Below are 25,737 nucleotides of genomic sequence, written 5' to 3' on the forward strand. Positions count from 1 at the left end.
GTACCGGCTCAGGGGTCGGTACGGCTCAGCGGTCCGGCTTAGAGGTCGAAGTACAGCTCGAACTCGTGCGGGTGCGGGCGCAGCTGGATCGGGGCGATCTCGTTGGTGCGCTTGTAGTCGATCCAGGTCTCGATCAGGTCGGACGTGAAGACGCCGCCCGCCTGGAGGTACTCGTTGTCCTCCTCCAGGGCGCTCAGCACGGCCGGGAGTGAGGTCGGGACCTGCGGGACGCCCGCGTGCTCCTCGGGGGCCAGCTCGTAGAGGTCCTTGTCGATCGGCTCGGCCGGCTCGATCTTGTTCTTGACGCCGTCCAGGCCCGCGAGGAGGAGGGCCGAGAAGGCCAGGTACGGGTTGGAGGACGGGTCCGGGGCGCGGAACTCGACGCGCTTGGCCTTCGGGTTGGAGCCCGTGATCGGGATGCGCATCGCGGCGGAGCGGTTGCGCTGCGAGTAGACCAGGTTGACCGGGGCCTCGAAGCCGGGGACCAGGCGGTGGTAGGAGTTCACCGTCGGGTTGGTGAAGGCCAGCAGCGACGGGGCGTGCTTGAGGATGCCGCCGATGTAGTAGCGGGCGGTGTCCGACAGGCCGGCGTAGCCCTGCTCGTCGTAGAAGAGCGGCTGGCCGCCCTGCCACAGCGACTGGTGCACGTGCATGCCCGAGCCGTTGTCGCCGAAGATCGGCTTCGGCATGAAGGTCGCGGTCTTGCCGTTGCGCCAGGCGACGTTCTTCACGATGTACTTGAAGAGCATCAGGTCGTCGGCCGCGGCGAGCAGCGTGTTGAACTTGTAGTTGATCTCGGCCTGGCCGGCGGTGCCCACCTCGTGGTGCTGGCGCTCGACCTGGAGGCCCTGCTTGTCGAGCTCCAGGGAGATCTCGGCGCGCAGGTCGGCGAAGTGGTCGACCGGCGGGGCCGGGAAGTAGCCGCCCTTGTAACGGACCTTGTAGCCGCGGTTGTTCTCCACCGCACCGGTGTTCCAGGCGCCGGCCTCGGAGTCGATGTGGTAGAAGCTCTGGTTCGCGGAGGTCTCGAAGCGGACCGAGTCGAACACGTAGAACTCGGCCTCGGGGCCGAAGTAGGCGGTGTCCGCGATGCCGGTGGAGGCGAGGTAGGCCTCGGCCTTCTTGGCGATGTTGCGCGGGTCACGGCTGTACTGCTCGCCCGTGATCGGGTCGTGGATGAAGAAGTTGATGTTCAGCGTCTTGTCCCGGCGGAACGGGTCCAGACGCGCCGTCGACAGGTCCGCGCGCAGCGCCATGTCGGACTCGTGGATCGCCTGGAAGCCGCGGATCGACGAACCGTCGAACGCCAGCTCCTCGTCCGGGTCGAACGCCTTCGCGGGGATCGTGAAGTGCTGCATCACGCCCGGCAGGTCGCAGAAACGGACGTCGACGAACTTCACGTCCTCGTCCGCGATGAACTTCTTCGCGTCGTCGGCGTTCTGGAACATCCAACTCCTCCTACTCCCACCCGGGGCGGGGCGGGGTTGTAGCTCGGTCGTGCGGCCAGTGCGGTGGCCCACGCTCGGCCCGACCATAGGTAGACGGGATTTCTCAAGCATGACCCATTTGTTTCGTCGAAGTTAACCGGCCCGGGAGTGCGGACGTAGCGGGCACCCCGTTCCAAACCCGTGCCAAGTACTGGTCGAGTACCCGGGCCGAAGTGATCGAATCCGGGCGCAGTACCGTGGACGGGTGGACAACAGGCAAGCAATCGGATCGTGGCTCTCCGGGCCGCGCGCGGCCGCCGAGGACATGGGCGCCGACTTCGGGCACCGGGGCCGACGGCTCGGTCTGCCCGCGGACGGCCCGGGCTCCGTCGCCCCCCTCGGCCGCCGCTTCGGGGCCCTCTTCATCGACTGGGCCCTGTGCATGGTGATCGCATACGGACTCATCACCCATGGCTACGGCCAGGCGACCGGCAACTGGGCGCTGGTGGTCTTCTTCGTCCTGGGCGTGCTGACCGTCGGCACGGTCGGCTCCACCCCCGGCAAGCGCCTGCTGGGCCTGCGCGTGGTCGCCGAGGGCGGCGGGCGCCTCGGTGTCGTACGCGTCGTGGTGCGCACGCTGCTGCTGTGCCTGGCGATCCCGGCGCTGGTCTGGGACCGCGACGGCCGCGGCCTGCACGACCGGCTGGCCCGCGCGGTGCAGGTCCGGATCTGACCGTAGGACGTACGAAGGAGGGGCGCCCCGGACCGTCGTGGTCCGGGGCGCCCCTCCTTCTTCGTGCGTCCTACGGGCGCGGCGCGGGTCAGCGCCGGCCGCCTCCGCCGCCCTTCGGCATCCGCATGCCCTTGGGCATCGGTCCCTTGGGGAGCGGCATGTTGCTCATCAGGTCGCCCATCGCGCGCAGCCGGTCGTTGGCCGCGGTGACCTGGGGACCCGCCAGTACGCGGGGCAGCTTCAGCATGGTCGTGCGGACCTTCTTCAGCGGCACCTGGCCCTCGCCGTCGCCGACGATGATGTCGTGCACCGGGACGTCCACGACGATGCGGGCCATCTTCTTCTTCTCGGCCGCGAGCAGCGTCCTGAGCCGGTTCGGGTTGCCCTCGGCGACCAGCACGATGCCGGCCTTGCCGACCGCGCGGTGCACCACGTCCTGGTTGCGGTTCATCGCCACCGCCGGGGTGGTCGTCCAGCCGCGTCCCACGTTCTGCAGGACGGCGGCCGCCGCTCCGGGCTGGCCCTCCATCTGTCCGAAGGCCGCCCGCTCCGCGCGTCGCCCGAAGATGATCGCCATCGCCAGGAACGCGAGCAGGAAGCCGAGGACGCCCAGGTAGACCGGGTGGCCGATCAGGAAGCCGATCCCGAGGAGAACACCGAAAACGACGATGCCCACGCCCGCGACGACAAGACCGACCTTCGAGTCGACCCGTCGGGTCATCTTGTAGGTCAGGGCGATCTGCTTCAGTCGCCCGGGGTTAGCAGCGGCATCAGTCGCGCTGTCGGTGTTTGCCTTCCTCGCCATGAACCGAAGTTTACGTGGCCTAGGAAGTGCGGCCCGCCACCGCCTCCAGGACGTGCTGGGTCTCGACCCGGTCCTTGGCCCTGCGGCGGTCCTCCAGGACCGCCGTCCAGGCGTTGCGGCGCGCCGTGCGCTGGCCGCCGGACAGGAGCAGCGACTCGACGGCCCTCAGGGCGTCGGTGACGGACGGGATCGCGGTGGCGCGGACGTGCGTCGCGGCCTGCATGTCGGGGGTCCTCCCTCAGAGCGGGGGTGAGATGAGGTGGGGGAAGTGGTGCCGTGGTGCGGCGGTCGGGGGTCCCGGGTGGCGGGGTGACCGTTCGGAACCCCAGGGTCACTGTTTGGTGTTACCAGGGCGTGACCGACCGGTCAAACACCGATGAAACCTTGACGCCAACCGGTCGAGGGGCGCCTGAATCCTGACGCGGCCCGTACGGGGCCCCCACCTGCGGGGCTCGTACGGGCCGCGTCCTTCCGGCCATTACCGGCCGGTAATCTCTTGTGCGCGGATTCACACGGCCGCGGCGGCGGCGCGCTTCTCCATCGCCTGCTGGAAGAGCCGCCCCGCGCGGTACGAGGAGCGGACCAGCGGGCCCGACATCACGCCGGAGAAGCCGATCTCGTCGGCCTCGTCCTTCAGCTCCACGAACTCCTGCGGCTTCACCCAGCGCTCCACCGGGTGGTGGCGCACGGACGGGCGCAGGTACTGCGTGATCGTGATGAGCTCGCAGCCCGCGTCGTGCAGGTGCCGCAGCGCCTCGCTGACCTCCTCGCGGGTCTCGCCCATGCCGAGGATCAGGTTCGACTTCGTGACCAGACCGTAGTCGCGCGCCTTGGTGATGACCTCCAGCGAGCGCTCGTAGCGGAAGCCGGGGCGGATGCGCTTGAAGATGCGCGGCACCGTCTCCACGTTGTGCGCGAAGACCTCGGGACGGGAGGCGAAGACCTCCTCGAGCAGCTCCGGCACCGCGTTGAAGTCCGGGGCGAGCAGCTCGACCTTGGTCTGCCCGGCCTCGCGCCCGGCGGTCTGCTGGTGGATCTGGCGGACCGTCTCCGCGTACAGCCAGGCGCCGCCGTCCTCCAGGTCGTCGCGGGCGACGCCGGTGATGGTGGCGTAGTTCAGGTCCATGGTGACCACGGACTCGCCCACGCGGCGCGGCTCGTCGCGGTCGAGCGCCTGCGGCTTGCCGGTGTCGATCTGGCAGAAGTCGCAGCGGCGGGTGCACTGGTCACCGCCGATGAGGAAGGTCGCCTCGCGGTCCTCCCAGCACTCGAAGATGTTGGGGCAGCCCGCCTCCTGGCAGACCGTGTGCAGCCCCTCGCTCTTCACGAGGCTCTGCAGCTGGTTGTACTCGGGGCCCATCTTCGCCCGCGTCTTGATCCACTCGGGCTTGCGCTCGATGGGGGTCTGGCTGTTGCGGACCTCCAGGCGCAGCATCTTGCGTCCGTCGGGTGCGACTGCGGACACATCGGCTCCCTGTAGCTTCGATTCTTCGGCGCACACCAGGGTACGCCCGTTATTCGTATGGCCTGACAAAGCTCTGTGACGTACGACCACGGGGCCGCCCGGCTCCAGTGGCCAACCGGCGGCCACCGCCGCGCATTCCCTAGGCGGACGCCTTCTCGATCTCGCGCGGCCGGGGGTCCGCGTCCCGCAGGACGGCGCCCAGATGCCGCTCCAGGACCGGCAGCACCTCGGCGATCGTCACGTCCCGGCCCAGCTCCCCGGCGAGCGAGGCGACCCCCGCGTCCCGGATGCCGCACGGCACGATCCGGTCGAACCAGGTGTTGTCCGGGTTCACGTTCAGCGCGAAGCCGTGCATGGACACGCCCTTGGCGATCCGGATGCCGATCGCGGCCAGCTTGCGGTCCTCGCGGCGCTGGCCCGCGTTGGAGGGCGCGTACTCCGGGCCGTTCAGCCGGGGGTCGAACTCCTCGTCCGCCAGGCGCGGGTCGAAGTCCAGCGAGAGCCCGCCCACCGCCGGACGCTCCTCGACGGGGTCGCCGAGCACCCACACGCCGCTGCGCCCCTCGATCCGGGTGGTCTCCAGACCGAACTCGGCACAGGTGCGGATGAGCGCGTCCTCCAGGCGGCGTACGTGCGCGATGACGTCCACCGGACGCGGCAGCTTCAGGATGGGGTAGCCCACCAGCTGGCCGGGGCCGTGCCAGGTGATCTTGCCCCCGCGGTCCACGTCCACCACCGGCGTCCCGTCCAGCGGGCGCTCGCTGTCCTCCGTGCGCCGCCCCGCCGTGTACACCGGCAGGTGCTCCAGGAGGAGGCAGGTGTCCGGAATCCGATCCTCGAACCGGTCCGCGTGGACCCTGCGCTGCTCGTCCCAGGCCCCCTGGTACTCGACGGCTTCCTCGCCGAACCCCAGATGGACAAACCGCAGCTCGCTCACCGTCGTGCCTCCCTCAGCGTTCACGGTGCATGTTTCGCGCCCCCGGCCACTCTACGACCCGGCCCGCGGGCGTCAGCGCCGCCCTCAATCGTCACACGATCGGAGGAATGTGGGGCGAAGGTGGTGGTAATGACGGGATCCACCGCTAAATTCGCGCCGTTCCATGAGGGCTGCCCCCGGCCCGGAAGGCAGGAGACCGCACAGCTGATGACGGAACGACCCCCTCAGCGCATCCCCAACCGCCAGCTCGCCGCGCTCATCGCGGAAGCGGGATTCTCCAACGCGGGGCTCGCCCGACGCGTGGACCAGCTCGGCCTGGAGCACGGTCTCGACCTGCGCTACGACAAGACCTCGGTCACCCGGTGGCTGCGCGGCCAGCAGCCGCGCGGCACCACCCCGGCGCTGATCGCCGAGGTGTTCACCCGCAGGCTCGGCCGCCGGCTGTCCGCCCAGGACCTCGGGCTCGACGCCTGCGCGCCGGTGTACGCGGGCCTGGAGTTCGCCGCCACCCCCGAAGAGGCGATCGACATCGTCAGCGGGCTGTGGCGCAAGGACTCCGGCAGCCACGCCGAGCTGCGCAAGATCGCCTTCACCCCGGCCGGGCTCGTGGTGCCCAGCCGGGACTGGCTGATCGGCAGGGCCGACGAGCGGGTCGGCCGCGGCGAGCCCGGCCAGGGCACCCGGATCCCGGCCCAGGGCCGCCCCGTGGTGCCCCGCCAGCGCAGTACGGACCGCGGGCCCGGCCAGCGGGTCAGCGGCGGCGACATCGCCGCCCTGCGCTCCGTGGGCGAGCTCTTCCGCACCCTGGACCACGCCTACGGCGGCGGGCACGCCCGCCAGGCCCTGGTGCGCTACCTGGAGCACGAGGCGGAGCCGATGCTGCGCGGCACGTACGGGGAGGCCACCGGCCGCCGCCTGTTCGCCGCGGCCGCCGACCTGACCCGGCTCGCGGGCTGGACGTCGTACGACATCGCGGCGCACGGCCTGGCCCAGCGCTACTTCGTCCAGGCCCTGCGGCTGTCCCAGGCGGCCGGCGACCGGGCCTACGGCTCCTACGTGCTGGTCACCATGGCCCGCCAGGCCGTCTACCTGGGCCACGGCCGGGAAGCGGTGCAGCTCACCCGGGTCGCCCAGCAGGGCGTCGGCACCGCCGCGCCGCCCGTCGTGCAGGCCCTGCTGCACGCGGTGGAGGCCCGCGGCCACGGCGTCCTCGGCGAGGTCCGCGCCTGCACCGCCGCCCTGGTGCGGGCCGAGCGGGCCCTGGAGGCCGCCCGGCCCGGCGACGACGTGCCCTACTGGGCGCGGTTCTTCGACGAGGCGCAGCTCGCGGACGAGTTCGGGCACTGCCACCGCGACCTCCAGCAGTACCGGGCCGCGGTCCAGCACGCCGAGCGCTCGCTCCAGCTGCGCGCCCCGGCCTACGCCCGCAGCAGGCTGTTCTGCCGGGTCGTCCTGGCCACGGCCCGCCTCGGCCTGGGCGAGCTGGACCAGGCGTGCACGCTGGGCGCGGAGGCGGCCCAGCAGGCCTCCGAGATGCGCTCGGCGCGCGCGGTGGAGTACGTGCGGGACTTCGAGCGCCGCCTGGAGCCCTACCGGGACGCGGCGGCGGTACGCGGCTACCGCGACCGGGTCGCGGCCATCGGCTGACCCGGCCCCGGGTCCGGGCCACGCGGGCCCGGGCCACCCGGCTCCGGGCCCGGACCACGTGGGCCCGGGCCCGGGCGGAGCCCCGGGAAGCCGTCTGGGGGCCCTCCTACGCGGCCACCGCCTCCAGGGCCACCGTCCCGGCCGCCGGGCGGACGCCGAGGTCTCCCAGGGCCGCGTGGGCGGCCCTGCGGCCCGAGTAGAGGGCGCCCTGGACCGTGCTGGTGTCCCGGTGGTCCCCGCACACGTACAGGCCCGCGAGCAGCCGCACCGGGCGGCGCAGGTCGTGCGGGGGCCGCATCACCGGGACCGCCTCCGGCACGTGGTGCAGGGCGAGCAGCTCCCAGTCGTCGGTCCCCGTCCCGTACAGCCTCTTCAGGTGCCCGCGCACCCGGCGGTCCAGCGCGCCGCCCAGCTCCTCGGGCGTGCCCAGGACCGTCGAGGTGACCAGCACCCGGCCGCGCGGCGCCCGCGAGGGGTCCACCTCGCTCATCACGGTGGTGTGGGCCACCGGGCCGCCCCGGTCCGCGTCGAGCAGCAGCGCGGGGTCGCGCAGCGGCGGCGCGGGGGCGGTGTGGTGGAGCACGGTCACCGGGTGGAAGTCCGGCACCCGCAGCCCGGGCAGCAGCGCGGCGGCGGCCCGCGCGCCGGTGGCCAGGAGCAGCGCGCGGCAGCCGAACTCGCCGTGCTCCTTGGTGCTGACGCCGCTGATCGACACGTCCGTGACCTGCACCCCGGTGAGCACCGTCCCGGCGGGCAGGGTCGCGGCCAGCCGGCGCGGCAGCTCCGCGGCGCCGCCCGCGGGCACGCACAGCCGGCCGCGGGCGAAGCCGCGCAGGGTCAGGTCGGCGATCCTGCTGGAGGTGGTCAGCTCCGGGTCGCACAGCAGGCTGGCGAGCAGGGGGCGCAGGAAGCCGGTGACGGTGCGCCCGGGCAGTCCGCGCCCGGCCAGCGCGGTGCGCGCGGCACGCTCGGGGCGGGCGAGGAGCCGGGGCACGGGAGTGGCGGCGAGCCGGGCGAGCTGGGCGCCGAGCCGCGCCTGGTCCAGGGAGCGGGGGGCGCTCGCGAGGGCGCGCGCCATGGTGAGTGCGCCCCGCGTGCTCCCGGTGGCGCCGGTGCGCACCCGCCGGCCCCCGCCGTGCACGAGGACGCCCGGCGAGAAGGGCCGCAGGGCCAGCTCCTCCAGGCCCGGGGTGCGCGTCAGCTCCGGGTACGAGGTGTTGAGCAACTGCCCGACGCGGTCGAGCCGGAAGCCGTCCAGGTGGTCCGTGGCCATCCGGCCCCCGACGTCGGGCGCGTCCTCCAGGACCACCACCGAGAGCCCGGCGCTGGTCAGGTGGTGGGCCGCCGAGAGTCCCGCGACTCCGGCTCCGACAATGACGACGTCCGCGTGGTGTGCGGTACTGAGCACGTGCCCCTCCCCGAGGTCGGCGCGGCTTGGTGGGAGGGTGATGCCCCCAACAGGTCCACGGAATGCCCGAGTTCGCAGGGAGACTAGAAACCGGTCGGCCAACTGGCCAGGGGCGCGGGCGGGGGCACCGGAGCACGCCGCCGCACGCGGTGCCACCCGGGCCCGCGCGGCCGGGCCGGACCGGCTCAGGCGGCCCGGATCGCCTCGTCGATGGTGGGGAAGGCGAAGGTGAAACCGGACTCCAGGAGCCGCCCGGGCAGCACCCGCTGGCTGCCCAGCACGTCCTCGGCGAAGTCACCCAGTGCCAGCCGCATCGCGAAGGACGGCACGGCGAACAGCGTCGGCCGGTGCAGCACCCGGCCCATCGCCGCGGTCACCTCCCGGTTGGTCACCGGCTCGGGCGCGGTCAGGTTCACCGGGCCCGACAGCGACTCGGTGTCGATGATGTGGCGCAGGGCCGCCACCTCGTCGTGCAGCGCGATGAACGACCAGTACTGCCGGCCGTCGCCCAGCCGCCCGCCGAGCCCCGCCCGGAAGATCGGGAAGAGCCGTCCCCAGGCGCCGCCCTCGCGGGCCACCACCAGGCCGGTCCTGGCGTAGGCGACGCGGATCCCGGCGGCCTCGGCCGGGGCCGCCGCGGCCTCCCACTCCACCACCACCGAGGGCAGGAAGCCCTCGCCCGCCGGGGCGCCCTCGTCCACCGCACGGGTGCCGGTGTCGCCGTAGTAGCCCAGCGCCGTGCCGCAGACCAGCACGCGCGGCGGCTCCGCCAGCGAGGCGAGCGCCTCGGCGATCGCCGTGGTGCCCAGCACCCGGCTGTCCCTGATCTCCTTCTTGTACGCCTCGGTCCAGCGCCGGTCCCCGACGCCCGCGCCCGCCAGGTGGACGACCGCCTCGCAGCCGACCAGCCCGGAGGCGTCCACGTGGTTCCGCCCGGGGTCCCACTCCACCTCGTCGCCGGTGCGGGCGGGGTGGCGCACCAGGCGCAGCACCTCGTGGCCGTCAGCGCGCAGGGAGCGCACCAGGGCGCTGCCGATGAGTCCGGTGGAGCCGGTGATCGCGATCCGCATGAACCCATCCTCCCCCGGGAGCGGGACGTGGCACAGTGCGGACATGGACGAGATCCTGATACGCCCCGCACGCGTCGCCGACGGTGACGTCCTGGCCGAGATCGACCGGTCCACCTGGTCCCCGGAGAGCGCCGTGGTGCCCCGGCCCGAGCCGCCCTACGGGCCGTTCTTCGACATGTTCAACCGCCCCGAGCAGGTCCTGGTCGCCGAGGAGCCCGACGGCGGGGTGCTCGGCTGGGTGCGGCTGGTCGCGCCGACGCCGCTGCCCAGCAACCGCCACGTCCGTCAGATCCGCGGCCTGGCCGTCGCCGAGCGCGCCCGCCGCAGGGGAGTGGGCCGGGCGCTGCTGCGCGCGGCGGCCGAGGAGACCGTCCGGCAGGGCGCCACCCGGCTGACCCTGCGGGTGCTCGCGCCGAACGAGGCGGCCCGCGCGCTGTACGCGTCGGAGGGCTTCGAGGTCGAGGGGGTCCTGCCGGGCGAGTTCCGCCTGGAGGGCCGGTACGTGGACGACGTGGCGATGGGGCGCTGGGTGGCACCGGAGGGAGCCGCCTCGCGCCCCGGGCACGCCTTCTAGGGGCCCGACCCCAGGGAGACCGGCCGGACAGCGACCCCTAGAACCGGTCCTCGAACTCCCGCCCCCGTCCCCGCCGCCGTCCGTTCAGCAGCACCAGGACCACCCCCGCCCCCACCGCGCCGCCCGTCAGGACCCAGTTGCGCAGGCCCCAGCCGGTGGCCGCGGGGGTGGCCGAGACCAGGGCCAGGGCGGTCAGGGCGAGGGTCAGGGTACGGGACACGGGCACCTCCGGATCGTGGGTGCGTCCTTCCGTACCCGCTCGGGCCCGCGGAGTCCCGTAGGCGCGCGGGCGGACCGGTCCCGCGCTCAGGCCCGCGGAGTCCCGTAGGCGCGCGGGCGGACCGGTCCCGCGCTCAGGCCCGCGACAGCCGCAGGCCCCCGGCCAGTTCGCGCAGGCAGCGCACCGCGAGCTCGGCCGGGGCGCCCGGGCCGGTGGTCCCCGCGTCCGTCACCGCCCAGGTCTCCAGCGCGATCCGCACCGCGTCCGTGGCCGCCGCCGCCGCGAGGCGCACCTCCAGCGGCTCCGCGTCCGTCAGCCGGGCCAGCACCGGCACCAGGCGCTCCTCCGACTCCTGGTTCACCCGGTACCAGACGGCCCGCAGCGCGGTGTCCCCGGCCGCGGCCCGCAGCAGCCCCCGGGTCCAGCGCAGGGCCTCCTCCGCCGCCTCGTCGGCCGGGGTGAGCGAGCGGGTCGCCGCGGCCTGGAGGACCTCCAGCGGCGGGGAGCCCGGCTCGGCCTCCGCCAGCAGGGCGCGCCAGCGGTCGCCGCCGCTCGCGAGCAGCGGGCCCACGGCGTCCTGCTTGGAGCGGAAGTACCGGTAGAAGGTGCGCAGCGCCACCCCGGCCCGTACGGCGATGTCCTCGGCGGTGGTGCCGTCCGGGCCGCGCTCGGCGAAGAGCTCCGCGGCGGCGTGGGCGATGTCCAGCTGCGTGGCGGCCTTGCGGCGCTCGGTCAGGGAGGAGGGCGGTTGCGTGCTCACGTGTGCAGCCTATGCCGACGACGACAGGAAGGCATGAAATGCAGTAGTGGCAAAACGTGCCATCCAGGCGTAGCGTGTGCGACGCATCGGCGCATGGAACAGGACGGCGCCGGACAAGACAAGGGACGTGCACCCATGAACCGTTACGAAGGACGCCGCGTACTGGTCACCGGAGGCGGCTCCGGCATCGGCCGGGCCACCGTCCACCGGATCCTGGCCGAGGGCGGCCGGGTCGTCGCCGCCGACGTCAGCGAGGAGGGCCTGGCCGCCACCGCGCGGGACGCCGGACCGGCCGGGGAGCTCACCACCCTGGTGGTCGACGTCGCCGACGAGGCGTCGGTGCGGGCCGGGGTCGCGGCCGCCGTCGGGACGCTCGCCGGTCTCGACGTGCTGGTCAACGCGGCCGGCATCCTGCGCTCCGAGCACACGCACAAGACCAGCCTGGAGCTGTTCGAGCGGATCCTGCGGGTCAACCTCACCGGCACCTTCCTGGTGACCCGCGAGGCAATACCGGCGCTGCTCCAGGGCGAGAAGCCGGTGATCGTGAACTTCTCGTCCACCTCGGCCGCCTTCGCCCACCCCTACATGGCGGCCTACGCGGCCTCCAAGGGCGGCGTGCAGTCCCTGACGCACGCGCTGGCCGCCGAGTACGGCAAGCAGGGCCTGCGGGCCGTCGCGGTGGCCCCCGGCTCCATCGCCTCCGACATGACCACCGGGCGCGGCCCCGGCCTGCCCGAGGACACCGACTGGTCACTGCTCGGCAAGCTCTACCCGCTGCTCGGCAAGGGCATGGCGGGCCCGGAGACGGTCGCGGGCGTGGTGGCCATGCTGGGCAGCGAGGACGGCGCCTTCATCACCGGTACGGAGATCCGCATCGACGGCGGCACGCACGCCTGACCCGCCCCGCGCCCGGCCCGCGCGCCCGACCGCGCCGCGCACGGGCCCCGGCCCGGGCTCAGCCGAACCGCTCCCACAGCCGCGGGAAGCGGCCGGCCAGCACGTCGTCGTCCTCCAGGTCGAGCGGCGAGCCCTCCGGCTCCGCGGCCTGGGGCGGGATCCCCAGGTCCGGGGCGACCGCGCCGGTCAGCTGCTCGTACGCCTCGTCGGCCGCGTACCCCAGCTCCTCGCCGTCCCCGTCGATCTCGTCGTCGAAGTCCTCCAGGAGCTCCGCCAGCGCGTCCGGCTCCGCGAGCGCGCCCTCGAAGACCTCCCGGCCCTGGCCGATCAGCCAGCAGCGGAAGTAGTCGAAGGCGTCGTCGCCCGCCCCGCCGAGGAGCACGCCGGCGGCTCCCCACAGGTCCCAGCGGTACGCGCGGTTGTAGCGGGCCTCGAAGTGCCGGGCGAAGTCGAGCACGGAGTCCGGATCGAACCGCAGCAGTCGTTCGACGAGCAGGTCGGCGTGCTCCTCGGGGTCGCCCTCGGCGGCCGCGCGGGTGCTGTCGACGATCTCCCAGAACTCCGTCTCGTCCATCACGGGACAAGCATCGGGCCTCGGCGTGTACGACGCACCCGGAGCAGCCGAAAAGAAACCGGACAGCAGGTGTCGGGTATGGGTGGCAACCTCAGGTGCATGACCTCCACCACGCAGAGCACCGACAAGCCCCTCACCGGCAGGATCGCCCTCGTGGCGGGCGCCACCCGGGGCGCCGGACGCGCCATCGCCGTACAGCTCGGAGCCGCCGGGGCGACCGTCTACGTGACCGGACGCACCACCCGAACGAAGGTCAGCGAGGTCGGGCGTGACACCGAGACCATCGAGGAGACCGCCGAACTCGTCACCGCCGCCGGGGGCGAGGGCGTCGCCGTACCCACCGACCACCTGGAGCGCGAGCAGGTCGCCGCGCTGGTCGCGCGGATCGACCGGGAGCGGGGCCGGCTCGACGTCCTCGTCAACGACGTGTGGGGCGGCGAGCACCTGGTGGAGTTCGGCACCAAGATGTGGGACGTGGACCTCGACGCGGGGCTGCGGATGCTCGAACTCGGCGTGAAGACGCACCTCATCACCGCCCACGCCGCACTCCCGCTGCTGATCAGGAACCCCGGCGGGCTGGTCGTCGAGGTCACCGACGGCACGGCCGCGTACAACACCCGCTTCCGCAACACCGTCTTCTACGACCTGGCCAAGAACGCCCCGATCCGGCTGGCGTTCGGCCTCGGCCACGACCTGGCGGACGCCGGGTGCACCGCCGTCGCCCTCACCCCCGGCTTCCTGCGCTCCGAGCAGATGCTGGACCACTTCGGCGTGCGCGAGGAGAACTGGCGCGACGCGATCGCCAAGGTCCCCGACTTCGTGATCTCCGAGTCCCCGGTGTTCGTCGGGCGCGCGGTCGCCGCACTCGCCGCCGACCCCGGACGGGCCCGCTGGAACAAGCAGTCGCTCTCCAGCGGACAGCTGGCGAAGGAGTACGGCTTCGACGACGCCGACGGCTCCCGGCCGGACGCCTTCGGCTTCATCGTCGCCCTGGAGACCGGCAAGCCGGACCCGGCCGACTACCGCTGAGGGCCGTCCCCCGCACCGTCCCCCGCACCATCCGGGGAGCCGTACCGCCCGCTCATCCGCCGCGCGTCCGCGGCGAAGCGGGCGCGCAGCTCCCCGGGCTCCAGCACCTCGGCGTCCGGGCCCAGGGCGAACAGCTGCGCGTACGCCACGTCCGCCGACTCCACCGGCAGGCGCACCGTCACCCAGCCCTCCCCGTCCGGCTCCCCGGCCGCCGCCAGCGCCTCGGTGGCGGCGGCCCGGTCGGTCGCGCGCGGCAGCCTGCGGGCCCCGTCGGGGGAGAGCCGCACCACCACCTCGGCGCGCAGCAGGGAGCGCGCGAACTGCGCCGCCCGCTCCTCCCAGAAGCCCGGCAGGTCGAAGTCCTCGTCCCGCTCGAAGCCCCGCTCGCCCACCTCCACGGCCGTGAAGCGGTCCACCCGGTAGGTGCGGTACGAGGTCCCGGCCCGGGCGCACAGGTACCAGACGCCCGCCTTCAGCACGAGCCCGTACGGCGCGAGCTCCCGCTCGACCTCGGCGTCCCGGCGCCGGTAGCGGGCGCTCACCAGCAGGTCGTCCCAGACCGCGCGGGCCAGCACCGGCAGCAGCTCGGGCGTCGCGGGCTCCTGGTACCAGCCGGGCGCGTCCAGGTGGAAGCGCTGGGCCGCCGAGTCCGGGGCGTCCCGCAGCGAGGGCAGCAGGGCCGCGGAGACCTTCAGCCGGGCCGCCGACGCCGCGTCCTGCAGCCCCATCCCGCGCAGCGCGCCGGGCACCCCGGACAGGAACAGCGCCTCCGCCTCGCCGCGGGCCAGCCCGGTCAGCCGGGTCCGGTAGCCGCCGACCAGCCGGTAGCCGCCCGCCCGCCCCCGGTCCGCGTACACCGGCACGCCCGCCTCGGACAGGGCCAGCGCGTCCCGGGTGATCGTGCGCTCGGAGACCTCCAGCTCACGGGCGAGCTCGGCGGCGGTCATCATCGGGCGCGACTGGAGCAGCAGGACCATCTTGATCAGCCGGGCGGCACGCATCCCCCCACCCTGCCACGGCGGCCCCGCGCGCACGCACGAGTGCCCCGCACCGGGAGGACCCGGGCGGGGCACGTGCGCGACGGCGTTCCTACGGACTACAGGCCGTAGCGCTCGCGGGCCTCCTTGACGGCCGAGGCCGGCACCTCGCCGCGGCGGGCGAGCTGGGCCAGGGCCGCGACGACGATCGACTGCGCGTCGATGCCGAAGTGGCGGCGGGCCGCGTCACGGGTGTCCGAGAGGCCGAAGCCGTCGGCGCCCAGCGACGAGTAGTCCTGCTCCACCCACTGCGCGATCTGGTCCGGGACCTGGCGCATGTAGTCGGAGACGGCGAGCACCGGGCCCTCCGCCCCGGCCAGCGCCTGGCGCACGTACGGCACCCGCTCCTCGCCGCGCAGCAGGGCGGCGTCCGCCTCCAGCGCGTCGCGGCGCAGCTCGGTCCAGGAGGTCGCCGACCACACGTCGGCGCCCACGCCCCACTCCTCGGCCAGCAGCTTCTGCGCCGCGAGGGCCCAGTGGATCGCCGTGCCGGAGCCGAGCAGCTGGACGCGCCCCGCGTTGGCGGGCAGCGTCAGGCCGGCCGACTCCGCGGTGTTGAAGCGGTACAGGCCCTTGAGGATGCCCTCGTCCACGCCCGCGGGCTTGGCCGGCTGCGGCATCGGCTCGTTGTAGACCGTCAGGTAGTAGAAGACGTCCTGGTCCTCGCCCGGCTGCGCCTCGCCGTACATCCGGCGCAGGCCCTCCTTGACGATCGCGGCGATCTCGTAGGCGAACGCCGGGTCGTAGCTGAGGGCGGCCGGGTTGGTGGCCGCGATCACCGGGGAGTGGCCGTCGGCGTGCTGCAGGCCCTCACCGGTCAGGGTGGTGCGGCCGGCGGTGGCGCCGACGAGGAAGCCGCGGCCGAGCTGGTCGGCGAGCTGCCACATCTGGTCGGCCGTGCGCTGCCAGCCGAACATCGAGTAGAAGATGTAGAACGGGATCATCGCCTCGCCGTGCGTCGCGTACGACGAGGAAGCGGCGATGAAGTCGGCCATCGAACCGGCCTCGGTGATCCCCTCGTTGAGGATCTGGCCGTTCTTGGCCTCCTTGTAGTACATCAGCTGGTCGCGGTCGACCGGCTCGTACGTCTGGCCCTTGGGCGAGTAGATGCCCAGCGACGGGAAGAGCGACTCCATGCCGAAGGTGCGCGCCTCGTCGGGGACGATCGGCACCCAGCGCTTGCCGGTCTCCTTGTCCCGGACCAGGTCCTTGACCAGGCGGACGAACGCCATGGTGGTCGCCACCGACTGCGAGCCGGAGCCCTTGTCGAACGCGGCGAACGCCTTGTCGGCCGGGGCGGGCAGCGGGGCCAGGGCGTGGCTGCGGCGGGCCGGGGCGGGGCCGCCGAGGGCCGCGCGGCGCTCCTGGAGGTAGCGGACCTCGGGGGAGTCGGCGCCGGGGTGGCCGTAGGGCACCTGGCCGTCGGCGAACCGGTCGTCGGAGATCGGCAGTTCGAGCAGGTCGCGCATGTTCTTGAACTCGTCGACCGAGAGCTTCTTCATCTGGTGGTTCGCGTTCTTGGACGCGAAGCCCTCACCGAGGGTGAAGCCCTTGACGGTCTGCGCCAGGATGACGGTCGGCGCGCCCTTGAACTCCAGCGCGGCCTTGTACGCGGCGTACACCTTGCGGGGCTCGTGGCCGCCGCGGGAGAGGTGGAAGCACTCCAGGATCTTGTCGTCGGACAGCAGCTTGGCCATCTCGACGAGCGCCGGGTCCTTGCCGAAGAAGTCCTGGCGGATGTAGGCGGCGTCGCGGGTCTGGTACGTCTGCACCTGCGCGTCCGGCACCTCGCGGATGCGGCGGATCAGGGCGCCGGTGGTGTCCAGCTGGAACAGCTCGTCCCAGGCGTTGCCCCACAGCGACTTCACGACGTTCCAGCCGGCGCCGCGGAACTGGGCCTCCAGCTCCTGCACGATCTTGAAGTTGGCGCGGACCGGGCCGTCGAGGCGCTGCAGGTTGCAGTTGATGACGAAGGTCAGGTTGTCCAGGCCCTCGCGGGAGGCGAGTGCCAGGGCCGCCGTCGACTCGGGCTCGTCCATCTCGCCGTCGCCGAGGAAGGCCCAGACGTGCGAGCTGGAGACGTCCTTGATGCCGCGGTTGGTCAGGTACCGGTTGAACCGGGCCTGGTAGATCGCGGAGAGCGGGCCCAGGCCCATGGAGACGGTGGGGAACTCCCACAGCCAGGGCAGCCGGCGCGGGTGCGGGTAGGACGGCAGGCCGTCGCCGCCGGACTCCTGGCGGAAGTGGTCCAGGTGCGCCTCGGTGAGGCGGCCGTCCAGGAAGGCGCGGGCGTAGATGCCGGGGGAGGCGTGGCCCTGGATGTAGAGCTGGTCGCCGGAGCCGTCCCCCTCCTTGCCGTGGAAGAAGTGGTTGAAGCCGGTCTCGTACAGCCAGGCGGCCGAGGCGAAGGTGGCGATGTGGCCGCCGACGCCGTGCTTGGAGCCGCGCGACACCATGGCGGCGGCGTTCCAGCGGTTCCAGGCGGTGATCTTCCGCTCCATCTCCTCGTCGCCGTCGATGGCCGGCTCGGCGGAGGTGGGGATGGTGTTGACGTAGTCCGTCTCCAGCAGCTTGGGCAGGTCGAGGCCCTCGACGCCCTCGGCGTGCTGGAGCGTGCGGCGCATGAGGTAGGCGGCCCGGTGGGGGCCGGCGGCCTTGGTGACGGCGTCCAGGGAGGCCGCCCACTCGGCGGTCTCCTCGGTGTCACGGTCCGGGAGCTGGTCGAGCTCGCTCGGAATCTTGCCTACGGGATCGGTCATGATCGCCGCCTTCCGGACAGGGGGGTGCAGATAAAAGGGCCTTGTCTGGCAGGACAGGGCGGAAGACCTCTGTTGGAGGTCCGCCGAAGACTGTAAGTCGACGATCGATGATCGATCAAAGTGTTGAAGGCAAAAACTCTTGTCAGAGCCAAAAGTCGGCACAGGGTGCCATCAAAATGGGCACGCGGTGCCGAATTTTGGTGAATTCTCGCAGGTGAAACGTGGTGTGCACCACAGTTCGCCGGGAGCTAGGCCCGGGGCGCGCACCCCAGGACGTGCGACTTCACCAGGGAGCCGATGTCCGGGTCCCGGCGCCGGAACGCCTCCACGAGGTCCTGGTGCTCCTCCGCGTACGACTTCTGCACCGTGCCCAGCCAGCGGATCGAGAGCGCCGTGAAGACCTCGATGCCCAGGCCCTCCCAGGTGTGCAGCAGCACACTGTTGCCCGCGGCCTTCACCAGCTCCCGGTGGAACGCCACCGTGTGCCGCACCTGCCCCGTCCCGTCGGCCGCCGCGTCCGCCTCGTACAGCGCCGTCACGTGCGGTTCGAGGGCCGAGCAGTCGGTCGCCAGGTGGTCCGCCGCCAGCTCCGCCGCGATCTGCTCCAGGCCCGCCCTGACCGGGTAGCTCTCCTCCAGGTCGGCCGCGGTGAGGTTGCGCACGCGTACGCCCTTGTTGGGCGCCGACTCGATCAGCCGCAGCGACTCCAGCTCGCGCAGCGCCTCCCGCACGGGCGTCTGGCTCACCTCCAGCTCGGTGGCGATGCGCCGCTCCACGATGCGCTCGCCCGGCTTCCAGCGGCCGCTGACGATCCCCTCCACGATGTGCTCGCGGATCTGTTCGCGCAGCGAGTGGTGGACGACGGGGACGGTCATGGAGCAACTCCTTAGGGAGGCCATTGGACCTTTAGACAATACGGCGGCGCCCCCGTTCCGAAACACTCCGGGACGGGGGCGCCGCAGGTGAGGCTGCTAACAGCGGTCAGCTCACAGGCCGAGGTCGACCTCGAACTCGCCGGCCTCCAGGATGCCCTTGACGGCCGTCAGGTAGCGGGCCGCGTCGGCGCCGTCCACCAGGCGGTGGTCGTAGGACAGCGCGACGTACGTCATGTCGCGGATCGCGATCGTCTCGCCCAGGTCCGGGTGGTTGACGACGACCGGACGGCGCACGGTGGCGCCGATGCCCAGGATGGCCACCTGGTTCGGGGGCACGATGATCGTGTCGAACAGCGCGCCGCGCGAACCGGTGTTGGAGATCGTGAAGGTCGCGCCGGCCAGGTCGTCCGGCGTGATCTTGTTGGAGCGCACGGCCCCCGCGAGCTCGGCGGTCTTCTTGGAGATGCCGGCGATGTTGAGGTCGCCCGCGCCCTTGATGACCGGCGTCATCAGACCCTTCTCGGAGTCCACGGCGATGCCGATGTTCTCCGAGTCGAAGTACGTGATGGTGCCCTCGTCCTCGTTGATCCGGGCGTTGATGACCGGGTGGGCCTTCAGCGCCTGGGCCGCCGCCTTGACGAAGAACGGCATCGGGGACAGCTTGACGCCCTCACGGGCGGCGAAGGCGTCCTTGGCCTTGGCCCGCAGCCGCATCAGCTTGGTGATGTCCACCTCGACGACCGAGGTGAGCTGCGCCTGGCCGTGCAGCGCCTTCATCATGTTGTCGCCGATGACCTTGCGCATGCGGGTCATCTTGACCGTCTGGCCGCGCAGCGGGGAGGTCTCCAGGGCCGGGGCCTTGGGAGCCGCGGCGGCGGCCGGAGCGGCGGCCGGGGCCGGGGCGGCCTTCTTGGCCTCGGCGGCGGCGAGCACGTCCTGCTTGCGGATGCGGCCGCCGACACCGGTGCCCTTGACGGCGGAGAGGTCCACGCCGTTCTCGGAGGCCAGCTTGCGGACCAGCGGGGTGACGTAGGCGCCGTCCTCGGCCGGGGCCGGGGTGGCGGCCGGAGCGGCCGGGGCGGCGGCGGGCGCCGGGGCGGCCGGAGCCGGAGCGGCGGCGGCCGGGGCCGGAGCCGCGGGGGCCGGAGCCGGGGCCGGGGCGGCCGGAGCAGCCGGGGCGGCCGGGGCCTGCGCCGGGGCGGCGGGGGCGGCCGGAGCGGCGGCGGCGGGCGCGGCCGGGGCAGCCGGCGCGGCCTGGGCCGGGGCGGCACCCTTGGCACCGATGACGGCCAGCTTGGCGCCGACCTCGGCGGTCTCGTCCTCGGCGACGACGATCTCCAGCAGCACGCCGGAGGCGGGCGCCGGGATCTCGGTGTCGACCTTGTCCGTGGAGACCTCGAGCAGGGGCTCGTCCTCGGAGACCTCCTCGCCGACCTCCTTCAGCCAGCGGGTGACGGTGCCCTCGGTGACGGACTCGCCCAGCGCGGGCAGCACCACGTCGGTGCCCTCGGCGGAGCCGGCGGCGGGCGCGGCCTCCTGCGCGGGGGCGGCCGGGGCCTCCTCCTGCGCGGGGGCGGCGGGCGCCTCCTGCGGGGCCGCGGCCTCGGCCGGGGCCTCCTCCTGGGCCGGGGCGGCAGCGGGGGCGCCCGTGCCGTCGTCGATGACGGCCAGCTCGGCGCCGACCTCGACGGTCTCGTCCTCGGCGACCTTGATGGAGGCCAGGACGCCCGAGGCGGGGGCGGGGATCTCGGTGTCGACCTTGTCGGTGGAGACCTCGAGCAGCGGCTCGTCGGCCTCGACGCGCTCGCCCTCGGCCTTGAGCCAACGGGTGACGGTGCCCTCGGTGACGCTCTCGCCGAGCGCCGGCAGGGTTACGGAAACCGGCATGGTTTCAGTTGCTCCTAACGAATTGCGGAAAGTGGTCGTCGCGCCCGGTGCGGGTCAGTCGTGGGAGTGGAGGGGCTTGCCGGCCAGGGCCAGGTGGGCCTCGCCGAGCGCCTCGTTCTGCGTCGGGTGGGCGTGGATCAGCTGCGCGACCTCGGCCGGCAGCGCCTCCCAGTTGTAGATCAGCTGGGCTTCGCCGACCTGCTCGCCCATGCGGTCACCGACCATGTGGACGCCGACCACGGCACCGTCCTTGACCTGGACGAGCTTGATCTCGCCCGCGGTCTTCAGGATCTTGCTCTTGCCGTTGCCCGCGAGGTTGTACTTCAGGGCGACGACCTTGTCCGCGCCGTAGATCTCCTTGGCCTTGGCCTCGGTGATGCCGACGGAGGCGACCTCGGGGTGGCAGTACGTCACCCGGGGCACGCCGTCGTAGTCGATCGGGACGGTCTTCAGGCCGGCCAGGCGCTCCGCCACCAGGATGCCCTCGGCGAAGCCGACGTGCGCGAGCTGCAGGGTGGGGACGAGGTCGCCCACGGCCGAGATCGTCGGCACGTTGGTGCGCATGTACTCGTCGACCAGGACGTAGCCGCGGTCCATCGCGACGCCCTGCTCCTCGTAGCCCAGGCCCTGGGAGACCGGGCCGCGGCCGATGGCGACCAGGAGGACCTCGGCCTCGAAGGTCTTGCCGTCGGCCAGGGTGACCTTCACGCCGTTCTCGGTGTACTCGGCGCCCTGGAAGAACGTGCCCAGGTTGAACTTGATGCCGCGCTTGCGGAAGGCGCGCTCCAGCAGCTTGGAGCTGTTCTCGTCCTCGACCGGGACGAGGTGCTTGAGGCCCTCGATAACCGTCACGTCGGTGCCGAAGGACTTCCACGCCGAGGCGAACTCGACGCCGATGACGCCGCCGCCCAGGATGATCGCGGACTGCGGCACGCGGTCCAGGACGAGGGCGTGGTCGGAGGAGATGATCCGGTTGCCGTCGATCTCCAGGCCCGGCAGGGACTTCGGGACGGAGCCGGTGGCGAGCAGGACGTGGCGGCCCTCGACGCGCTGGCCGTTGACGTCGACGGACGTCGGGGAGGACAGCCGGCCCTCACCCTCGATGTACGTCACCTTGCGGGAGGCGACCAGGCCCTGCAGGCCCTTGTACAGGCCCGAGATGACCTCGTCCTTGTACTTGTGGACGCCCGCGATGTCGATGCCCTCGAAGGAGGTCTTGACACCGAACTGGGCGGCCTCGCGCGCCTGGTCCGCGACCTCGCCCGCGTGCAGCAGGGCCTTGGTCGGGATGCAGCCGTTGTGCAGGCAGGTGCCGCCGAGCTTGTTCTTCTCGATCAGTGCGACGTCCAGGCCCAGCTGCGCGCCCCGGAGCGCCGCGGCGTAACCGCCACTGCCACCGCCGAGGATCACTAGGTCGAAAACGGTGCTGGCGTCGTTCGCCACGTCACGTCCTCCATGCATGTGCGCCGTTCGCCGGTCGGCGATGACCGGGCGGCTGGTGTGCGGCCGCTGTTGGGTCGGCCCTGTGGTGGGGGCCCTGTCCTGCCGAGAACCCATCTTCGCACTTGTTGCCGGGTGACGGGACGCGGGGCCGGGTCATGAGACGGGCCGATCGTCCGTACGGGCGGGTAACCGGTGCGTACGAACGTACGGATTTCGTCGAGGGCGAAATCGCCACGGCCCCGGACGGAGACCGTCCGGGGCCGTGACGTGCGCTCCTGGGGCGTCAGCCCAGGTCGCCGGAGGCGGTGCGCTCGGCCAGCTTCACCAGGGTGCGCACGGACGAGCCGGTGCCGCCCTTCGGGGTGTAGCCGTAGGGGGCGCCCTCGTGGAAGGCGGGGCCCGCGATGTCCAGGTGGGCCCAGGTGATGCCCTCGCCCACGAACTCCTTCAGGAACAGGCCGGCCACCAGGCCGCCGCCCATGCGCTCGCCCATGTTGGCGATGTCGGCGGTGGGGGAGTCCATGCCCTTGCGCAGGTCCGAGGGGAGCGGCATCGGCCAGGACTGCTCGCCGGCCTCGTCCGCGATCTCGTGGATCGCGGTGCGGAAGGCGTCGTCGTTGGACATGATGCCGAAGGTGCGGTTGCCCAGGGCCAGCACCATGGCGCCGGTCAGGGTGGCCACGTCGACGATCGCGTCGGGCTTCTCCTCGGAGGCCTTCCACAGCGCGTCGGCCAGGACCAGGCGGCCCTCGGCGTCGGTGTTGAGGACCTCGACGGTCTTGCCGCTGAGCATGCGCAGCACGTCGCCCGGGCGGGTGGCGGAGCCGGAGGGCATGTTCTCGGCCAGCGCCAGCCAGCCGGTGACGTTGACCTCCAGGCCGATGCGGGCCGCGGCGACGACGGCGGCGAACACGGCGGCGGCGCCGGCCATGTCGCACTTCATCGTCTCGTTGTGGCCGGCCGGCTTCAGGGAGATGCCGCCCGAGTCGTAGGTGATGCCCTTGCCGACGAACGCCAGGTGCTTGGCGTTCTTGGAGTGGGTGTACGAGATCTTGACCAGGCGGGGCGGGTTGGCGGAGCCGGCGCCGACGCCCAGGATGCCGCCGTAGCCGCCCTTGGCCAGGGCCTTCTCGTCGAGGACCTGGACCTTGAGGCCGTGCTCCTTGGCGGCGGCCGAGGCGACCGCGGCGAAGGCCTCGGGGGTCAGCTCGTTCGGCGGGGTGTTGACCAGGTCGCGGGCGCGGTTGATCTCCTCGGTCAGCGCCAGCGAGCGCTCGACGGAGGCCTTGAAGGCCTTGTCGCGCGGCTTGGCACCGAGCAGGGCGACCTCGGCCAGCGGGCCCTTGGCGTCCTTCTTGGCGTCCTGGTAGGCGGTGAAGGCGTAGGCGCCGAGCAGCGCGCCCTCGGCGATGGCCTCGGCGTCCTCGGTGGCCTCGATGGGCAGCGCGAAGGCGGCCTTCTTCTGGCCGAACAGGGCGCGGGCGGCGGTGCCGGCGGCGCGGCGCAGGGCCTCGGCGTCGTAACCGGCGTCGCCCTCCGGCTCGGCGCCCAGGCCGACGGCGAGGACGAGCGGCGTCTTCAGGCCGGAGGGGGCGGGGACCTTGACGGCCTCACCCTCGGCACCCGAGGCGCCCAGCGTCTCCAGGACGGCGGCGAGCTTGCCGTCGAACGCCTTGTCCACGGCCTCGGCGCCCGGGGCCACGACGAGCCCCTTCGCGCCCTTGGCGACGCCGACGACGAGGGCGTCGGCGCGCAGCGTCGCCGCGCCGGCAGTGCTGAGAGTGAGAGCAGTCACGGTGGTGAATTCTCGCTTCCGTATGAGTCCTGTGGCGGTCGAGGGTTGGGCCGACCGTGCCCGCCGCATCGTAATTCGGTCCGTGGGGACCGCCGGGACCGAGCCTACGCGCGCTCGCGGCCTTCGCTCACGCCGTCGGCGATTCACTCATCCGTGGCTTGATTCCCAGGTTTACCTGCAGCCTCAGGAGAGGTGCGTCACACTCATGCTCATTCGCGCAAGGGGGCGAGGGGCCTCTTTGCATCATCTCCACAGGATCTCCCCAGGTGGTGCGCACTCCGGGGCCCTGTGAGGGGGGACGTACACATGCACGACAGCACTTCCCGGGGGTCACGGCTGCGGTCAGCGGCCACCAGGGTCCCCGGCGTCCTGGCGGCGGCCGCGCTGTTCGCCACGGGCGTGCCGGGCGCGGCCCACGCGGCCGTCGACCCGCGCGTCGACCTGACCGTCCTCGTCGTGGACGACGGCGGCGGCTCGGTCGACGCGATCACCTCGGAGCTGAAGGGCTCGGGGGTGCCCTACCGCACCGTCTCGCTGAACGACCCGGGCCGCCCGGTCATCAACGCCGCGTTCCTCTCCGACACCGTGGACGGCCGGCCGCGCGCCAAGTTCCAGGGCGTCGTGCTCCCCAACGAGGCCCCGTTCGGGACCGGTTCGGCGGAGCAGACGGCCCTTGAGGCGTACGAGAAGACCTACGGCATCCGGCAGATCGACGCCTACACCTGGGCCCACCCCGAGGTGGGCCTCAACTACACGGACAGCGGCGGCTTCTCGGGCGTCCTCGACGGCGCCGAGGCCACCGTCACCGCGGCCGGCAAGACCGCCGCCTTCGGCTACCTCAAGGGGTCGCTGACCTTCGAGGACAACTCCGCCTCGGTCGCCGAGAGCTACGGCTTCGCCGCGCAGCCGCTGGCCGGTTTCACGCCGTACGTCACCGGGCCGAACGGGGGCAGCCTGCTGGGGGAGTACGCGCGCCCCGACGGCCGCCGCGAGCTGGTCGTCACCTTCGCCTACAACCGCTACCAGAAGCAGTTCAGGGCCCTGGTGCGCGGCATGGTGGAGTGGCTCACCCAGGGCGTCCACCTGGGCCAGAGCCGCAACTACTTCACCGTCCACGTCGACGACGTCTTCTCGCCCGACGCCCGCTGGGACACCCAGCGGAACTGCACCCCGGGCGACTTCGACTGCGCGGGCGACGACGGCGAGGGCGACAGCCCGATCCGGATGACCGCGGCCGACGCGCAGTACGCGGCCCAGTGGCAGCGGGCCAACGGCTTCACCCTGGACATGGTCTACAACGCGGGCCAGGGCGAGGAGTGGAAGGCCGAGCACGGCAACACCGACGCGCTCACCACCCAGCTGCTCGCCGACCGCAACCAGTACCGCTGGATCAACCACACCTACACGCACGAGTTCCTCGGCTGCGTGCAGGACGTCAGCGTGGTGCCCTGGACCTGCAAGAAGACCGCCGCCGGCGCCACCCAGTGGGTGCCGAAGGCGGACATCGTCAGCCAGATCAGGCAGAACAACGACTGGGCCACCGCCAAGGGCCTGCCCGTCGACCGCACCGAGCTCGTCACCGGCGAGCACTCCGGCCTGAAGGTCCTGCCGCAGCAGCCGGACGACAACCCCAACCTGGCCGGCGCGCTCTCCGACACCGGCGTGAAGTGGACCGCGAGCGACAACTCCCGCGAGCCCGCGCAGCGTTCGGTCGGCGCCGCACGGACCGTGCCCCGCTATCCGATGAACGTGTACTACAACGTGGGCACCGCGGCCGAGATGACCGACGAGTACAACTGGCTGTACACCTCGCGGGCGCACGGCGGCAGCGGCGTCTGCGAGGACAACCCGGCCTCCACCTGCATGGACGCCCCGCTCGACGTGAACACCGGCTACGGCGCGTACATCGTGCCGCAGGAGGCGCGCACCGCGCTGGGCCACGTCCTCGGCAACGACCCCCGCCCGACCTACGTCCACCAGTCCAACCTCGCCGAGGAGCGGCTGCTCTACCCGGTCCTGGACAAGGTCCTGGGCGACTACAAGGCGCTCTACGCGGACAACGCGCCGATCGTCAACCCGCGCCAGAGCGAGGCCGGGACCGAGCTCCAGCGCCGCACCGCCTGGGACACCGCGCTCGCCCAGGGCAAGGTCACCGCGTACCGCATCGGCAACACGGTCACCGTCAAGGCGCCCTCCGGCGTGACCGCCCCGGTCACCGTCCCCGAGGGCACCAGGAAGCAACTGCTGCTCGGCACCTCGGTGTTCGGCGCGGCCTACGGCGGCGTCCGGTCCGCCTGGACCTCGCCCGAGCTGCTCCAGAGCGCGGTCACCCTGAAGCTCCCGACGACGTGACCCGCACCGCACGACCGTAGGACCGCACGACAGCGGAACCGCA

General features: G+C 72.6%; 22 protein-coding genes. 6 read left to right on the forward strand and 16 right to left on the reverse strand.

All coding sequences use genetic code 11. The annotated features are described in order from the left end of the window. Positions 1 to 38: 38 nt before the first annotated feature. Complete coding sequence (gene glnA, locus ABT160_RS15365; RefSeq protein WP_351647678.1) at positions 39 to 1,448, reverse strand: type I glutamate--ammonia ligase; 1,410 nt, start codon at positions 1,446 to 1,448, stop codon at positions 39 to 41. A 244-nt stretch (positions 1,449 to 1,692) separates the two neighbouring features. Here glnA and ABT160_RS15370 point away from each other — a divergent pair, with 244 nt between their 5' ends. Continuing rightward, the gene (locus tag ABT160_RS15370; protein ID WP_351647680.1) at positions 1,693 to 2,160 is read left to right on the forward strand and encodes an RDD family protein; all 468 of its coding nucleotides are present in this window, start codon (positions 1,693 to 1,695) and stop codon (positions 2,158 to 2,160) included. An 88-nt stretch (positions 2,161 to 2,248) separates the two neighbouring features. Here ABT160_RS15370 and ABT160_RS15375 read toward each other — a convergent pair whose 3' ends face one another. The 4 genes from ABT160_RS15375 to lipB all read right to left on the reverse strand — a co-directional run bounded on the left by ABT160_RS15375 (position 2,249) and on the right by lipB (position 5,367). Continuing rightward, complete coding sequence (locus ABT160_RS15375) at positions 2,249 to 2,965, reverse strand: DUF4191 domain-containing protein (protein WP_351647681.1); 717 nt, start codon at positions 2,963 to 2,965, stop codon at positions 2,249 to 2,251. 19 nt (positions 2,966 to 2,984) lie between these two features. After that, positions 2,985 to 3,188: an SCO2195 family GlnR-regulated protein gene (locus tag ABT160_RS15380; RefSeq protein ID WP_351647683.1), complete on the reverse strand. Its 204-nt coding sequence runs from the start codon at positions 3,186 to 3,188 to the stop codon at positions 2,985 to 2,987. Between the two features lie 285 nt (positions 3,189 to 3,473). Beyond that, positions 3,474 to 4,430: a lipoyl synthase gene (gene lipA, locus ABT160_RS15385; protein WP_351647684.1), complete on the reverse strand. Its 957-nt coding sequence runs from the start codon at positions 4,428 to 4,430 to the stop codon at positions 3,474 to 3,476. Between the two features lie 139 nt (positions 4,431 to 4,569). Continuing rightward, positions 4,570 to 5,367, reverse strand: coding sequence for a lipoyl(octanoyl) transferase LipB (lipB, locus tag ABT160_RS15390; protein WP_351647686.1), 798 nt, complete (start codon positions 5,365 to 5,367; stop codon positions 4,570 to 4,572). A gap of 207 nt (positions 5,368 to 5,574) precedes the next feature. Between lipB and ABT160_RS15395 the strand changes: the two genes are divergently transcribed. Continuing rightward, a complete protein-coding gene (locus ABT160_RS15395; protein WP_351647687.1) occupies positions 5,575 to 7,014 on the forward strand; it encodes an NsdA family TPR-like regulatory protein in 1,440 nt (479 codons plus the stop codon). A 106-nt stretch (positions 7,015 to 7,120) separates the two neighbouring features. Here the strand turns inward: ABT160_RS15395 and ABT160_RS15400 are convergent, their stop codons facing one another. Both ABT160_RS15400 and ABT160_RS15405 read right to left on the reverse strand, forming a co-directional pair. Next, entirely contained in the window at positions 7,121 to 8,422 is a 1,302-nt protein-coding gene (locus ABT160_RS15400) for an NAD(P)/FAD-dependent oxidoreductase (protein WP_351647688.1), read from the reverse strand. Positions 8,423 to 8,607: 185 nt separating this feature from the next. Further along, positions 8,608 to 9,492: a TIGR01777 family oxidoreductase gene (locus ABT160_RS15405; RefSeq protein WP_351647689.1), complete on the reverse strand. Its 885-nt coding sequence runs from the start codon at positions 9,490 to 9,492 to the stop codon at positions 8,608 to 8,610. Between the two features lie 43 nt (positions 9,493 to 9,535). Between ABT160_RS15405 and ABT160_RS15410 the strand changes: the two genes are divergently transcribed. Next, on the forward strand, positions 9,536 to 10,066 hold the full coding sequence (locus tag ABT160_RS15410; protein WP_351647690.1) for a GNAT family N-acetyltransferase: 531 nt from the start codon (positions 9,536 to 9,538) through the stop codon (positions 10,064 to 10,066). A 37-nt stretch (positions 10,067 to 10,103) separates the two neighbouring features. Here ABT160_RS15410 and ABT160_RS15415 read toward each other — a convergent pair whose 3' ends face one another. Both ABT160_RS15415 and ABT160_RS15420 read right to left on the reverse strand, forming a co-directional pair. Then, positions 10,104 to 10,292: a hypothetical protein gene (locus ABT160_RS15415; protein ID WP_351647691.1), complete on the reverse strand. Its 189-nt coding sequence runs from the start codon at positions 10,290 to 10,292 to the stop codon at positions 10,104 to 10,106. A 127-nt stretch (positions 10,293 to 10,419) separates the two neighbouring features. Continuing rightward, entirely contained in the window at positions 10,420 to 11,046 is a 627-nt protein-coding gene (locus ABT160_RS15420; protein WP_351647692.1) for a TetR/AcrR family transcriptional regulator, read from the reverse strand. A gap of 135 nt (positions 11,047 to 11,181) precedes the next feature. Between ABT160_RS15420 and ABT160_RS15425 the strand changes: the two genes are divergently transcribed. Beyond that, a complete protein-coding gene (locus tag ABT160_RS15425; RefSeq protein ID WP_351647694.1) occupies positions 11,182 to 11,943 on the forward strand; it encodes an SDR family NAD(P)-dependent oxidoreductase in 762 nt (253 codons plus the stop codon). 58 nt (positions 11,944 to 12,001) lie between these two features. Here ABT160_RS15425 and ABT160_RS15430 read toward each other — a convergent pair whose 3' ends face one another. Next, a complete protein-coding gene (locus tag ABT160_RS15430) occupies positions 12,002 to 12,517 on the reverse strand; it encodes a DUF4240 domain-containing protein (RefSeq protein ID WP_351647739.1) in 516 nt (171 codons plus the stop codon). Positions 12,518 to 12,616: 99 nt separating this feature from the next. On the opposite strand from ABT160_RS15430, the gene ABT160_RS15435 reads away from it, so the two are divergent. Next, positions 12,617 to 13,546, forward strand: a complete 930-nt coding sequence (locus ABT160_RS15435; RefSeq protein WP_351647695.1) for an SDR family oxidoreductase — start codon at positions 12,617 to 12,619, stop codon at positions 13,544 to 13,546. On the opposite strand, the gene ABT160_RS15440 is transcribed toward ABT160_RS15435, so the two are convergent. The 6 genes from ABT160_RS15440 to ABT160_RS15465 form a co-directional block, all read right to left on the reverse strand. Further along, a complete protein-coding gene (locus ABT160_RS15440) occupies positions 13,537 to 14,547 on the reverse strand; it encodes a helix-turn-helix transcriptional regulator (RefSeq protein ID WP_351647696.1) in 1,011 nt (336 codons plus the stop codon). The genes ABT160_RS15435 and ABT160_RS15440 overlap by 10 nt on opposite strands. 95 nt (positions 14,548 to 14,642) lie before the next feature. Next, positions 14,643 to 17,342, reverse strand: a complete 2,700-nt coding sequence (aceE, locus tag ABT160_RS15445) for a pyruvate dehydrogenase (acetyl-transferring), homodimeric type (protein WP_351647698.1) — start codon at positions 17,340 to 17,342, stop codon at positions 14,643 to 14,645. A 248-nt stretch (positions 17,343 to 17,590) separates the two neighbouring features. Continuing rightward, the gene (locus ABT160_RS15450) at positions 17,591 to 18,217 is read right to left on the reverse strand and encodes a GntR family transcriptional regulator (RefSeq protein ID WP_351647699.1); all 627 of its coding nucleotides are present in this window, start codon (positions 18,215 to 18,217) and stop codon (positions 17,591 to 17,593) included. A 111-nt stretch (positions 18,218 to 18,328) separates the two neighbouring features. Continuing rightward, the gene (gene sucB / locus ABT160_RS15455) at positions 18,329 to 20,104 is read right to left on the reverse strand and encodes a 2-oxoglutarate dehydrogenase, E2 component, dihydrolipoamide succinyltransferase (protein WP_351647700.1); all 1,776 of its coding nucleotides are present in this window, start codon (positions 20,102 to 20,104) and stop codon (positions 18,329 to 18,331) included. Positions 20,105 to 20,158: 54 nt separating this feature from the next. After that, on the reverse strand, positions 20,159 to 21,547 hold the full coding sequence (gene lpdA / locus ABT160_RS15460) for a dihydrolipoyl dehydrogenase (RefSeq protein WP_351647702.1): 1,389 nt from the start codon (positions 21,545 to 21,547) through the stop codon (positions 20,159 to 20,161). A 283-nt stretch (positions 21,548 to 21,830) separates the two neighbouring features. After that, the gene (locus ABT160_RS15465) at positions 21,831 to 23,342 is read right to left on the reverse strand and encodes a leucyl aminopeptidase (protein ID WP_351647703.1); all 1,512 of its coding nucleotides are present in this window, start codon (positions 23,340 to 23,342) and stop codon (positions 21,831 to 21,833) included. Positions 23,343 to 23,648: 306 nt separating this feature from the next. Here ABT160_RS15465 and ABT160_RS15470 point away from each other — a divergent pair, with 306 nt between their 5' ends. Further along, positions 23,649 to 25,694 carry a hypothetical protein gene (locus ABT160_RS15470; RefSeq protein WP_351647704.1) on the forward strand — a complete coding sequence of 682 codons (2,046 nt, stop codon included), beginning with the start codon at positions 23,649 to 23,651 and terminating at the stop codon, positions 25,692 to 25,694. The last annotated feature ends 43 nt before the right edge of the window (positions 25,695 to 25,737 follow it).

It is taken from the genome of Streptomyces sp. NPDC001941 (assembly GCF_040296945.1).
In the GTDB taxonomy this organism is placed as follows: domain Bacteria; phylum Actinomycetota; class Actinomycetes; order Streptomycetales; family Streptomycetaceae; genus Streptomyces.